At 71.5% G+C, this 12,577-nt stretch carries 12 protein-coding genes; 7 read left to right on the top strand and 5 right to left on the bottom strand.

From position 1 onward, the window contains the following. Positions 1–379: 379 nt before the first annotated feature. The gene (locus ACFFJD_RS02925) at positions 380–781 is read right to left on the bottom strand and encodes an SCO2097 family morphological protein (protein WP_382360668.1); all 402 of its coding nucleotides are present in this window, start codon (positions 779–781) and stop codon (positions 380–382) included. 115 nt (positions 782–896) lie between these two features. Then, positions 897–1,352: an SAV_6107 family HEPN domain-containing protein gene (locus ACFFJD_RS02930; RefSeq protein ID WP_382360671.1), complete on the bottom strand. Its 456-nt coding sequence runs from the start codon at positions 1,350–1,352 to the stop codon at positions 897–899. 239 nt (positions 1,353–1,591) lie between these two features. On the opposite strand from ACFFJD_RS02930, the gene ACFFJD_RS02935 reads away from it, so the two are divergent. Both ACFFJD_RS02935 and ACFFJD_RS02940 read left to right on the top strand, forming a co-directional pair. Next, positions 1,592–2,239 (top strand): GNAT family N-acetyltransferase, encoded by a 648-nt coding sequence (locus ACFFJD_RS02935; protein WP_382360674.1) that lies wholly within the window; start codon positions 1,592–1,594, stop codon positions 2,237–2,239. Positions 2,240–2,292: 53 nt separating this feature from the next. Next, complete coding sequence (locus ACFFJD_RS02940; protein ID WP_382360677.1) at positions 2,293–3,141, top strand: LppM family (lipo)protein; 849 nt, start codon at positions 2,293–2,295, stop codon at positions 3,139–3,141. Between the two features lie 20 nt (positions 3,142–3,161). On the opposite strand, the gene ACFFJD_RS02945 is transcribed toward ACFFJD_RS02940, so the two are convergent. Then, positions 3,162–4,121 carry a methylenetetrahydrofolate reductase gene (locus ACFFJD_RS02945; RefSeq protein WP_382360680.1) on the bottom strand — a complete coding sequence of 320 codons (960 nt, stop codon included), beginning with the start codon at positions 4,119–4,121 and terminating at the stop codon, positions 3,162–3,164. Positions 4,122–4,296: 175 nt separating this feature from the next. On the opposite strand from ACFFJD_RS02945, the gene ACFFJD_RS02950 reads away from it, so the two are divergent. The 4 genes from ACFFJD_RS02950 to ACFFJD_RS02965 are packed head-to-tail and all read left to right on the top strand — an operon-like array spanning position 4,297 to position 9,325. Then, entirely contained in the window at positions 4,297–5,388 is a 1,092-nt protein-coding gene (locus ACFFJD_RS02950; protein WP_382360683.1) for a polyprenyl synthetase family protein, read from the top strand. Between the two features lie 25 nt (positions 5,389–5,413). Beyond that, positions 5,414–6,958: a phytoene desaturase family protein gene (crtI, locus tag ACFFJD_RS02955; RefSeq protein WP_382360686.1), complete on the top strand. Its 1,545-nt coding sequence runs from the start codon at positions 5,414–5,416 to the stop codon at positions 6,956–6,958. Beyond that, positions 6,955–8,448, top strand: coding sequence for a polyprenol phosphomannose-dependent alpha 1,6 mannosyltransferase MptB (mptB, locus tag ACFFJD_RS02960; RefSeq protein ID WP_382360689.1), 1,494 nt, complete (start codon positions 6,955–6,957; stop codon positions 8,446–8,448). The genes crtI and mptB overlap by 4 nt, the downstream gene beginning before the upstream one ends. Next, a complete protein-coding gene (locus tag ACFFJD_RS02965; RefSeq protein ID WP_382361008.1) occupies positions 8,435–9,325 on the top strand; it encodes a phytoene/squalene synthase family protein in 891 nt (296 codons plus the stop codon). Before mptB ends, ACFFJD_RS02965 begins: the two co-directional genes overlap by 14 nt. Before the next feature lie 32 nt (positions 9,326–9,357). Here the strand turns inward: ACFFJD_RS02965 and ACFFJD_RS02970 are convergent, their stop codons facing one another. After that, positions 9,358–9,726 (bottom strand): Rv2175c family DNA-binding protein, encoded by a 369-nt coding sequence (locus ACFFJD_RS02970; protein ID WP_382360692.1) that lies wholly within the window; start codon positions 9,724–9,726, stop codon positions 9,358–9,360. 88 nt (positions 9,727–9,814) lie between these two features. Here ACFFJD_RS02970 and ACFFJD_RS02975 point away from each other — a divergent pair, with 88 nt between their 5' ends. Further along, complete coding sequence (locus ACFFJD_RS02975) at positions 9,815–11,101, top strand: protein kinase domain-containing protein (protein WP_382360695.1); 1,287 nt, start codon at positions 9,815–9,817, stop codon at positions 11,099–11,101. Between the two features lie 22 nt (positions 11,102–11,123). On the opposite strand, the gene ACFFJD_RS02980 is transcribed toward ACFFJD_RS02975, so the two are convergent. After that, entirely contained in the window at positions 11,124–12,518 is a 1,395-nt protein-coding gene (locus ACFFJD_RS02980; RefSeq protein ID WP_382360698.1) for a class II 3-deoxy-7-phosphoheptulonate synthase, read from the bottom strand. Positions 12,519–12,577 lie beyond the last annotated feature (59 nt).

Consider the following 12,577-nt stretch of genomic DNA (forward strand, 5'->3'; position numbering starts at 1 on the left):
CGCCGATCCATTTCAATCCCTTCCGCTTCCGGCGCGTCGAGGCCCCGCCGACTGTGTCGAATCACCATTAAAGTGGCTGGTGGGACGATAGATCCCCCAATGGTGGGGGGAAGTGGGTGATCAGGGTGGGGAGAAGTGGGTGACCGGGGGCGCCCTGTCGCGACCCGCGACTCGTGTCGCCGGCACTGCAGCTCGGCGACGTGAAGTACGGGTCGCGACACGGGAGTCGACGAGGGCGCGCGGGCGGGGGCGAGTGCGCGGGGGGTGAGAGTGGGGGGCCCGGCCGAGGGGCCCGACGATGCGAAAACGGGGGTGGCAACCGTGAACGGTTGCGACCCCCGTTTGTCGAGGTCAGCGGCCACTCGGGCCGCGAGGGGTACTACTCGTGGTCGCGCTGATCGAAGCGCTTGTTGAAACGATCCTCCATCCGCGAGCTCAGCGAGCCCTTGGCCGCAGGCTTCTTGGCACCGGCGCGTCCACCGGAGCCGCCGGCCGTGGCGCCACCGCGCGGACCGAGCAACAGCAGCAGGCCACCGGCGAACATCACAAAGAATCCGAGGAGGCTGATGATCTTCAACTCACCGATCTGCACGTCGATCATCAGGCCACCGACCAGCATCGCCAGTCCGAGGACGAGCAACAAAGCGGCCTGCCATTGACGCCGCGCGTTGGGTCGCCCCACACGCTGCCTGCTGACACTCGAGACAAACTTCGGGTCCTCGGCGTACAGCGCGCTCTCAATCTCGTCGAGCATCCGCTGCTCATGTTCCGAAAGCGGCACCGCTCTCCTCCCTCACTGTCCGAGCAACGCAAACGACGGGGCGTCGACGCCTGCTTTTCTTCCATGATAGGAGCAGAAACGGTAATCGACCACTATTGCCACCACGAAGCATCCACTAGGCCCCCAACTTCCGCACCGCCGAGGCCGTCCCGGACAGTCGGCCCTGCTCGTAGGCCAGCAGGCTGGCGTCGGCCGCGTCGAGGAATTCGGCCGCTCGGCGCTCCACCCGGGCGCAGAGCGTGTCGTCGATCTGGGTCACCAGCCCCGCCTCCACCCGCGCCCGCATCGTCGAAAGACCGCCGAAGTACTCGGCCAGATCGGCGTACTGCGGTGTGGCGACCTTGATCCGGCTCCACGCATCTCGCGCATTGCGCCGTCGACGAACCGGGCCCGGCGGCTCGTACACGGCCAACACCGCACCGGCCGCGCGGATGGCCGCCAGATAGAACTGCCGAAACCGTTCGGCGCCGTCGTCGTGCACGGCGGCAGCGCCGTCGAACAGCGCTTCGGCCCGATCGAGCAGATCGCGGCTGCGATGGACCACACGGGGGTCGGGGATGTTCGGTGCCATGGGGTCGCCTCCTTCGTCGAGGAGAACGTCTCACGTACCACCGACAATTCCGCGCCGCTCGCACCGGCAGCGGGCTCCGTCGGCCGACGAAAAAGCGGTGGTTCGGCGTCTTCCCCGCCGAACCACCGCACTTCATCGAACGTGAGTTCGATACCGATCACCCTAACCCCTGCGTGAGCGGTCCGGCAAGTCGAGATAATGTCGTCCGACGAGCTCGCTCAGCAGAAAGTGGGACGCGGATGTCGATCCGACTGGTCGCGCTGCCCGCGCACGACGCGCAGGCCTGGCTGGACCCGGCCGTGCACACCTATGTGACGGCGATGCGCTACCCCCGCGGCACCGAACAGGGGCGGATCGGACTGTGGCGTGAACACCTCGCCCGCCCGGGCTGGACCGCGATCGGCGCTCTGGCCGAGCTCTCCCCGATGGACCTGCGCCGACCGGCCAATGCCCGCCGACGCATCGACGCGCCGTGGACCAGCGGCCGGGAGGTCCTCGTCGGCGTGACCTACGGCTACACCGGAGCACCGGACCAGTGGTGGAATCGCCAGCTCCGGTCCGGGTTGACCCGGCACGGGATGACCGCGGCGCAGGCGCAGGCGCTGACCGCCGACTACTTCGAACTGACCGAACTGCACGTGCACCCCTCCGTCCAGGGTCGCGGGGTCGGTGCGGCCCTGCTGACCGGCCTGCTCACCGGCCGTCCGGAGGCGCAGGTGCTGCTGTCCACCCCCGAGGTGCCCGACGAACACAACCGCGCCTGGTCGCTCTACCGCCGCATGGGCTTTCACGACGTCCTGCGCGGCTTCACCTTCGCCGGGGATCCGCGCCCGTTCGCCTTCCTCGGCCGCCCGTTGCCGCTGTCGGCGGCACCGATCCCGCGCTGACAACGCCGCACCGCCTGCCCGGTATCGACGCCGACCTCTGGCACGATGACACCGTGCCTTCTCTCCCCCGCCCCCGCGCCGCCCGCCGGTACCCGGCGCTGTTCGGCGTCGTCCTGCTCGCGCTGACCGGTCTGCTCAGCGGCTGCATGACCCGGTCGGAGACCGTCGGCGACCAGTTCTCCGGCTTCGTCATCGTCGCGGCCAGCCCGGAGACCGGTCCGGCCGCACCCGCCTTCGACGTCCCGGCGTCCCTGGCCGGGGCGATCCGCGTGACGCCCTTCCCGAACGAATTCGACTCCTCGGACCAGAAGCAGCAGGCGCCCGACGATCAGCAGGCGTCACCGCTCGGCAAGGTGGGCTCCCGGCTCACCTACACCGACCTCACCGCGGGACAGTTCTCGCAGCTCGGCGACATCATCTCCAGCGCCCTGGACGCCGGTGCGACGATCGACCTGAGCGCGACCCGCAGCGGGGACATCGTGCGCATGCGCGGCGCGGCGACCCTCACCGACCTGGCGCCGACGATGTACTACGTCGCGATCACCGTCGACTTCGCCGGCCCGGTGGTGGCCACCAACGGCACGCGGGCCGGGGAGGCGTCGGTGACGTGGACCCCGCAGCCCGGTCAGACCGCCGAATTCAACGCCGACGTCGAGTACGCCGACCCGGCGACCGCCGCGCTGCCGAGCTGGGCGTGGTTCCTGGTGCTGGTCTGCCTGGCCATCGTCGTGACCGTGGCCGCTCTCGCGTACCGCTTCCGCGATCGGACTGCCCGTTATGCGGCGCCCCGCACCGCGTCGACCCGGGGTGCGAAACGCCGGCACACGACGGACCGCGCCGCAACGGATCCGGCCGAGACGACGGCGACCACCGACACCGAGGAACCCGCGCCCGCCGAGTGAGCGGGCCGCGGGCGGAAAGACTAGGCCGGGGCGAGCGCCCCGCGGGTGTCCACACCGATCCGTTCCAGCACCTCGCTGGTGGCGCGCGCGAAGTTCAGGCTGCAGAAGTGCAGACAGGGCACGCCCTCGGCGATCAAACGCTCCGACATCTCGGTGCACAGGTCGATGCCGACGGCGCGGACCGCGGCCCGATCCTCCTCGGGCCCGTCCCCGGCGGCGGCGGCGAGCCGATCGGCCACCCGCTCGGGCAGGACGCTGCCGGACAGCTCCACCATCCGACGGACGCTCTGCAGCGAGGTGATCGGCATGATGCCGGGGATCAGGGGCTTGGCGCCCTGCTCGGCGTCGGCGGCCACCACGCGATCGCGCAACCGCAGGAAGTCGTCGGTGTCGAAGAAGATCTGGGAGATCGAGTACTCGGCACCGGCCCGCAGCTTGCGGACCAGGTTCGCGGTGTCCGACGCCAGGTCGGGCGCCCGGTGATGCCCCTCGGGGAACGACGCGACGCCGGTGTGGAAATCACCGAGCGTGCCGATCAGCTCCACCAGTTCGGTGGCGTACTGCACCCCCTCGGGATGCGGCACCCACTCGCCGAGCGGGTCGCCCGGCGGATCCCCGCGCAGCGCGAGCAGATTGGTGATGCCCTTGTCGGCGTAGGCGCCGACCAGACCGCGCAGCTCGTCGACGCTGTGATTGACGGCGGTCAGGTGCGCCACCGTGGTCAGGGTCGTCGACGTGGCCAGTTCCCCGGCGATGCGCACGGTGCGGTCCCGGGTGGACCCGCCCGCCCCGTAGGTGAGCGAGACGAAGGCCGGGCCCATGCGCTCGAAGACTCGCACGGCGTGCCAGAGCCGGGACTCCTCCTCCGCCGAACGCGGCGGGAAGAACTCGACGGAGAACGGCACCGGGCCGCTGTGCGGCGCGGCAAGCCGTTCGATGACAGACGACTGCCCAAGGGGCTCGACGGGAAGCACACTCACCCCGCCGATAGTACGGACGACCCAGGTGAGGACCGATTCTGCGACGGAGTTAAGCCCAACCCCGCCGTCCCCCTTGACCGTGGAGGCGAACTGGGATATAGGACGTCGGTCCCGCGCAACCGGAGCCTGACGGTGGTGGCCGGAGCCGTCCGGGCGCCCCGGTAGGCTGGCCTGCGTGTTGAGTCAGCAGCAGGTTCCCGGCGCTGTCGAGGAGATCCTGCGGGATTTCTTCGACGCGACGGCTCCCTCCCTCGAGGAGATCTCCCCGGTTGTCACCGAGGCCGGCGCCGCCCTGGCGGAGTTCGTGCTCACCGGAGGCAAGCGGTTGCGCCCCCTTTTCGTGCACGCCGGCTGGCGGTGCGCGGCCACCGAGTCGACGGCCGCGGCCACCGAACCGCTCGCGCTGCGCGTGGGCGGCGCCATCGAGCTGATCCAGGCGTGCGCCCTGGTGCACGACGACATCCTCGACCGCAGCGACACCCGCCGCGGCCAACCGACGGTGCACCAACGCTTCTCGGCGCTGCACCGGCACCACCGATGGTCCGGCGACAGCGCCCACCACGGCAGCTCCGTGGCGATTCTGCTCGGCGACCTGGCGCTGGCCTGGGCCGACGACCTCGTGCACGGCCTACGCCCCACCTTTGACGACGGCCCGGCGCCGGTGCCGCTTCCGCCCGCCGCGGGCACCCTCTGGGCCCGGATGCGCACCGAGGTGCTCGGCGGCCAGCTCCTGGACATCACCAACGAGGCCTCCGCCGACGAGACCGTCGACGCCGCCTACCGGGTGATGAAGTACAAGACCGCCGCGTACACGGTGGCCCGTCCACTGCAGATCGGGGCCGCCCTCGGCGAGGGCTCGGCCGAGTTGTCCGAGGCGCTCTGGCGCATCGGCACCGACCTGGGCCTGGCCTTCCAGCTGCGCGACGACCTGCTCGGCGTCTTCGGTGACCCCGCGGAGACCGGCAAACCGTCCGGTGACGATCTGGTGACCGGCAAGCGCACCGTGCTGGTGGCGCAGGCGCTCGCCGATTCGTCGGCGGCCACCGCCGCCACCCTCCGCGGCTTCCTCGGGCGCGCGCTGTCGGCGACGGAATTGGCCACCGCCCGCGGCATTCTCATCGATTCGGGAGCCCTCGCGGCGGTGGAGGGCCAGATCGACGACCACCTGTCGAGTGCGCTAGCCGAGATCGATGCGCTCGAGACGTCCCCGCTCGCCCGCGCGGACCTCACCGCGCTCGCCCACCGCATCGCGCACCGGCAGAAATAGGGACCGAAGAAGTGAGGCTGCACTGATGGGTTCCGCACCCCACGTCGTCGTCATCGGGGCCGGACTGTCCGGCTTGGCGGCCGCGGCACGACTGCGCGCCCGCGGGTTCGCGGTGACCGTGGTCGAATCCGCCGCCACCCCGGGCGGCCTGGTCCGCACCGAGACCATCGACGGCCACAACTTCGACACCGGCGCCACGATCCTCACCATGCCCGAGCTGATCGTCGCCCCGCTCACCGAGCTGGGCGTGCCGCGGGGCGAGGTACTGGACCGGCTCGCGCTGGCCCCGGTGGATCCCGGGTACGTGATGAACTACGCCGACGGCACCACCCTGGCCCTCCCGCACCGGGCGGACCGCATCCCGGAGGCCGTCGCGGAGGCCTTCGGACCCGGTCCCGCCCGGGGCACCGCCGAACTGCTGCAGTGGCTCCGCCGCGTCTACGACGCCGAGTTCGACGTGTTCATCGACCGCAACTACGGCGGCCTCGGCGATCTGACCGGCGCCGACACCCGACGGGCGGCCACCGAACTGGTCAAGCTCGGCACGCTCGGCGGGCTGACCGGCGCGGTGGCCCGCTTCGTGAGCGACGAACGGGTCCAGCGCGCCTTCACCTTCCAGGCGCTGTACGCCGGGGTGCCGCCCCACCGGGCGCGCGCCATCTACGCGATCATCGCCGACATGGACATCGGGCGCGGGGTGTGGGCGCCGGCCGGCGGCATGGGTCGGGTGGGCCGCGTGATGGCCGAGGCCCTCACCGACGCCGGTGTGCGGATCGTCTACGGGGTGCACGCCCAGCGGGTGGTCCATTCCGGCGGACGGGTCAGCGGCGTGGTGGTCGACGGCGAGACCCTGCCCGCCGACGCGGTGATCGCCACCGCCGAGCGCGACCGCATCGCCGACCTGGTGGGCCGTCGGCCGCGGCGCCGACTGCGCTACTCGCCCAGCGCCGTCGTGGTCCACGGACTGCTGCCGGTCGAGGTCACCGAGACCTGGTCGGCCGGACACCACACCCTCGATTTCGGTGCGGCGTGGAGCCGGACCTTCGCCGAGATCACCGGGCGGCGCGGCGCACCGATGACCGACGGCTCCTTCCTACTCACCCGCCCCGCCGTCAGCGACCGCGACACGTTCACCGCGGCCGCCGCCGACGGTCGGCGGCTGGAGTCGGTCTCGGTGCTGGCGCCGACGCCCAACCTCGACAACGCACCCCTGAACTGGGACGCGATCGCCGACCCCTACGTGACCGAGACCCTCGCGACGCTCGCCGGCCGCGGCTACCGCGGCCTCGACTCGCTCCAGGTGTTGCGCGTGGATCATCCGACGACGTGGCTGCGCGCGGGCCTGCCCGCCGGCACGCCGTTCTCCGCCGCGCACACCGTCGCGCAGACCGGTCCCCTGCGCACCCGCAACACGTGGCCCGGACTGGACAACCTGTTCGTGGCCGGCAGCGCCACGGTCCCGGGCGTCGGCATCCCCCCGGTGCTGATCTCCGGCGGGCTGGCCGCCGACCGTGTCACCGACCGGCTGGCGGACGCCTTCTCCCCCGCCCCGGCGGGGTCGGTGCGGTGACCGTCGCCGGCCGCCTGACCCGCGTGCACCCCGACGCCGCGCTCGGGTTCCTCGGCGCGCTGCTGCTCAGCATCGGCACATACGGTCTCGCCGACATCCCGCGCAACGACTCCACGCTGGCCGACCTCGGCCTGGCCCCGATGAGCTACGGCCACGGCAAATCCCTGTCGTGGCTGGTGTTCTGGGGCGGCGTCGCGCTCATGGTGATCGCCTGGGTGCGGATCGGACGCGCCATGGCCGGCGGCGACGGCAGGTGGGATCTGGCCACCGCACGACGCACCGTGTGCGCGTGGGCCGCGCCGATGCTCTTCGCCATCCCGGTGTTCAGCCGCGACGTCTACGCCTACCTCGGACAGGCCCGCGTGCTCGCCGAGGGTTTCGATCCGTATTTCGACGGTCCCGCGCACCATCCCGGTCCGATCGTCGACTCGATGGCGCAGATCTGGGCGCCGACCACCTCGCCGTACAGCCCGGCGTTCCTGCTGCTGGCGCGCGGCGTCGTCGGGATCTCCGGCGACAACGTCTGGCTCGGCGTCTTCGTGATGCGCCTGGTGCTGCTCCTCGGTCTGGCGCTGAGCCTGTGGGCGCTGCCGAAGATCGCCGAGCGCTTCGGCGCCGGCGGTCCGATGGCGCTGTGGCTGGTCCTGCTCAACCCGATGCTGCTGGCCCACCTGGTGGGCGGACCGCACCTGGAACTGCTGATGATGGGTGTCCTGGCCGCGGGTGTCGCGGTGGCGACGGCCGGGCGGCCGGTGCCGGGCCTGCTGCTGCTCGGGCTCGCGGCCTCGATCAAGATCACCGCGGCCATCGCGATTCCGTTCGTCTTCTGGATCTGGCTGGATCAGCGTCGCCGCCGCGGCGCCGTGACCGGTCGCGATCGCGTCGGCATCTTCGCCGCCACCGCGCTGCTGCCGGTCGCGGTCTTCGGTGCCTTCACCCTGATCCTGGGGCTCGGCGTCGGCTGGATCAACGGCCTGTCCTGGGCCTCGCGCATCATCAACCCGTTCACCGTCCCCACCCTGGTGGGTCATGTGGTCACCTATGCGGCCGCGCCCTGGCAGGTGTGGAACCTGCAGGAGGTCCTGCCGGTGACGCGCGCGCTCGGCCAGGTGGTGCTCGTGGTCCTGCTGGTCTGGTTGTGGTGGCGTTTCCGCGCCGACGCGCGCAGCGCGATGGCCGGTGCCGCGTGGGCGATGCTGGCCCTGCTGCTGCTGGAGCCGTCGACCCTGCCCTGGTACTACGTGTGGACCCTGGTGTTCGCGGTGGCGTTCACCCTGCCGCTCTGGGTCCGCCGCATCGTCGTCGGGGTCAGCGTGTACTTCCTCATCGTCTTCCAGCCCGACGATTCGATCCTGTTCTACAAACCGGTCGAGTCCCTGCTGGCCGCGGCGCTCGCCGTGCTGGCAGCCGTCTCCTTGTCCCGACCCGACCCGCTGCGCCTGCGGCGGGCCCGCCGGTGGGCGCTGGCCACCCCGGATCGCCGTGATTGAGACCGGCTACGCCCGGGCGCGCGCGATCACCGCCCGCGCCGGCCGCACCTACTATCTGGCCTCGGCGCTGCTGCCGCGTCGACAGCGGCGCGGGGTGTTCGCCCTGTACGGTTTCGCCCGCACCGCCGACGACATCGTCGACGACGGCGCCGATCCGGACACCGCGACGGCCGCCCTGGACGCCCTGTCCGCCGACCTGGCCGCCGCACTGCGCGGGGAGGCCGCCGATCCACTGCTGGCCGCCCTCGCCGACACCGTCACCGGTTTCGCCATCGACCCGGCCACCTTCGACGCCTTCCTGCATTCCATGCGCATGGACCTGCCGGGCGCCCCCGAGTTCCGCCACCGCTACGCCACCATGGCGCAGCTGCGGGAATACACCTACGGGTCGGCGGCCGTGATCGGGCTGCAGATGCTGCCGATCCTGGGCGTCGACCGGGACCGGGACGACTACGACGATCTCGCGGCGGGCGCGGCGTTGCTCGGCGAGGCCTTTCAGCTGACCAATTTCCTGCGCGACGTGGCCGAGGACCTCGACCGCGACCGGATCTATCTGCCCGCCGACCACCTCGCGGCGTTCGGCGTGGACGAACAGTCGCTGCGGGCGGCGCGCCGGCGCGGCCGCCCGGACGGCCCGGTGCGCCGCGCGCTGGCGCACCTGATCGCGATCAATCGCGACCAGTACCGGCGCGCCGCACCGGCCGTCGCGGCTCTCCCGCCGCGCACGCGCCCGGCCATCGCCGCGGCGGCGCGTTCCTACGGCGACATCCTCACCGAGATCGAACGCTCCGGATACGACGTGCTGTCCCGGCGCGCGGTGGTGCCGACCGGCCGACGGCTGGGCCACGCGGGTCGCGCCCTGCTCTGGCCGCGCTGAACCGGCCGCGCCGACCGGGGGCGAGCGCTGGGTCAGAGTGCCAGCGCCTGCCCGCGGCGGATCACTTCGCGCGCGGAATGGGTGTGCAGCGCCTGCGCCGGATGCATGCCGAGATCCTCCTGCACGGTGAACAACCAGTTCAGCGCCTCGTCGCGGTTGAAGCCGCTGTCGAGCAGCATGGTGACCAGGCCTTCGTAGTGTTTCGCGAGCCCGCCGTCGTCGCCGAAGAACAGCGCGGGAATCACCGGGACACCGTCGCGCGAGGCCGCCAGCAAGTTGTGATCGCGGATCAGGGTGCGCACGCGATTGGGTGACAGACCCAGACGGTCCGCGGCTTCGTCGAGGCTGAGCACCTCGGCGTCGTCGGGAAGGATGCCGATGGACAGCGGAAGAGAACTCACGGGAGGTGACATTACCCGAGACCGGCGACACCCGAGCGCCACCGCGGCTCGACGATCCGGCGGCGCGAGCACGGTAGATTCACCTTCCGTGAGCCCTTCCGCCGATGCCCTGCTGGGGCGCGTCCTCGAACGCCGGTACCGGATCGATGCCACCCTGGCCCGCGGCGGCATGTCGGCGGTGTACGTCGGCACCGATCTGCGTCTGGGTCGTCGAGTCGCCATCAAGGTGATGGATGCGCGCTATGTGGGCGACCCCCAGTTCCTGCGGCGCTTCGAGTTCGAGGCCCGCGCGGTGGCCGGGCTGAGCCATCCGGGCCTGGTGGCGGTCTACGACCAGAGCATCGACGGCGAGATCGCCTACCTGGTCATGGAGCTGGTCCGCGGCGGGAGCCTGCGCGAACTGCTGCGCGAGCGGGGCCCCATGCCGCCGCACGCGGTGGCCGCCATCGGTATCCCCACGCTCGGCGGTCTGGGCACCGCGCACCGCGCCGGACTCGTGCACCGCGACGTGAAACCCGAGAACATCCTGATCTCGGACACCGGCGACGTGAAGGTGGCCGACTTCGGTCTGGTGCGCGCGGTGGCCGAGGCCGGTGTCACCTCGGCCAGCGTGATCCTCGGTACCGCCGCCTACCTGTCCCCCGAACAGGTCAGCTCCACCGAGATCGACGCCCGCAGCGACGTCTACTCCACCGGCGTGCTGTTCTTCGAACTGCTCACGGGCCAGCAACCGTTCCGCGGCGCGACGCCGCTGGCGCTGGCCTATCAGCGCCTGACCTACGACGTGCCCGCGCCCGGCGACGTGATCGAGGGCATTCCGCCGCAGATCGACGACATCGTGCTGCGCGCCACCGAACGCGATCCCGCGCTGCGCTTCCCCGACGGCTTCGCGATGCAGCACGCGCTCCTCGACGCCGTCGACGACCTGGGACTCCCGCCGTTCACCGTCCCCGCGCCCCGGCAGGCCTCGGCACGCGTGACCTCGGCCATCGCCCGCCCGGCGACCCCGGCCCGGCCCGCACCGGCTCCGCTGCCGCCGACCCGGGCGGCGGCCGCCGACTCCCCCGACCCGTACGCGTGGGACGACGACCCGGGCGGGGAGCCCTTCCCGGACCGGGACGGCCGAGACTGGGATGCCGAGAACTGGGATGCCGACGACTGGGATGCCGATGATTGGGGCAAGGAGCCCTCCCACGACGACGGCTACCCGGCCCGCCCCCGTGATCGGTACGAGGACCGGGTCGTGCCTGCCGCCACCCGGGCACCGCAGACCGGAAGCACCCTCGGGGCGCTGATCTGGCTGGTGCTGGTGGTGCTGGTGGCCACCGGCCTGGCCCTCGCCGGATGGGCGCTGGGCAGCACCTGGGCGGCCTGAGCGGCCGCCCGCACTGCTCGCGTCAGCCGCGCAGCATCTCCGCGACCAGGAAGGCCAGTTCCAGCGACTGCTGGGTGTTCAGGCGCGGATCGCAGGCGGTCTCGTAACGGCGATCCAGATCCAGGTCGGAGATGTCCTGCGCGCCACCGAGGCATTCGGTGACGTCTTCGCCGGTCAGCTCGATGTGAATGCCACCGGGGTGGGAACCGAGGGCGCGGTGCACCTCGAAGAAGCCCTGCACCTCATCGATCACCCGGTCGAAGTGACGGGTCTTGAAGCCGTTCGACGTGCTGTGGGTATTGCCGTGCATCGGATCGCACTGCCAGATCACCTTGTGCCCGGTGGCCTCCACCGCCGCGACGATCGCCGGCAGCACGTCGCGGACCTTGTCGTTGCTCATCCGGGAGACCAGGGTCAGCCGGCCCGGGCGCTTGTCCGGGTCGAGCAGCTGCACGTATTCGACGGCCTGCTCGGGCGTCGTCGTCGGCCCGATCTTGATCCCGATCGGGTTGGCGATCAGCTTGGCGAGCGCGATGTGCGCACCGTCGAGCTGGCGGGTGCGCTCACCGATCCACAGGAAATGCGCCGACAGGTCGTAGAGGACCGGTTCGTCGCCGCCCTGCGGATCGTCGGCCAGCCGCAGCATGGCGCGCTCGTAGTCCATGACGAGTGCCTCGTGCGAGGCGAAGATGGACGCCGAGTCCAGGCTGGAGTCGGTCACCCCGCAGGCGTCCATGAAACGCAGGCCGCGGTCGATCTCGGCGGCGAGCGCCTCGTAGCGGGCACCGGCCGGGGACGCCGCGACGAACTCGCGGTTCCAGTCGTGCACGCGGGCCAGTCGGGCTTCCGAACCGGTGAGGGCCCGCACCAGGTTCATCGCGGCGGCGGCGTTGGCGTAGGCCCGCACCAGACGGGAGGGGTCGTGCACGCGGGACTCGGCCTGCGGGTCGAGCCCGTTGACCATGTCGCCGCGGTAGCTCAGCAGCCCCAGCGAGTCGGTGTCCGACGAGCGCGGCTTGGCGTACTGCCCGGCGATCCGCGCCACCTTGACCACCGGCAGGCTCGCGCCGTAGGTCAGGACGACGGCCATCTGCAGCAGGGTGCGGATGTTGGCCTTGATGTGCGGTTCGGTGTTGGCCGCGAAGGTCTCGGCGCAGTCGCCGCCCTGCAGCAGGAACGCCCGCCCGAGGGCCACCTCGGCGAGCTGGTCGTGCAGGCTCTCCACCTCCGACGGCATGCAGATCGGCGGCACGCTCTCGAGCACGGTCCGCATCTTGCGGGCCTCGTCGGCCGGCCAGCTCGGCTGCTGCAGTGCGGGGCGGGAAAGCACATCCTCGAACTGCGCCTGCAGGGTGCCCGGCAGCGGGGGCAGCTCGGGCAGGTCGTCGATGGGCACGTCTACGGTCCAGTTCACCACGGGAACCAGAGTATCCGAGGACGCCGACGCGCGGCGCTCCAGGCGTGCGATCGCGTCGA

Source organism: Gordonia phosphorivorans (assembly GCF_042432625.1).
Lineage (GTDB): Bacteria > Actinomycetota > Actinomycetes > Mycobacteriales > Mycobacteriaceae > Gordonia > Gordonia phosphorivorans.

What these genes read in the sequence shown, in the direction of transcription:
- ACFFJD_RS02930 (WP_382360671.1), bottom strand. Translation starts at nt 1,352, where the DNA reads ATGGCACCGAACATCCCCGACCCCCGTGTGGTCCATCGCAGCCGCGAT.
- ACFFJD_RS02935 (WP_382360674.1), top strand. Translation starts at nt 1,592, where the DNA reads ATGTCGATCCGACTGGTCGCGCTGCCCGCGCACGACGCGCAGGCCTGG.
- crtI (WP_382360686.1), top strand. Translation starts at nt 5,414, where the DNA reads ATGGGTTCCGCACCCCACGTCGTCGTCATCGGGGCCGGACTGTCCGGC.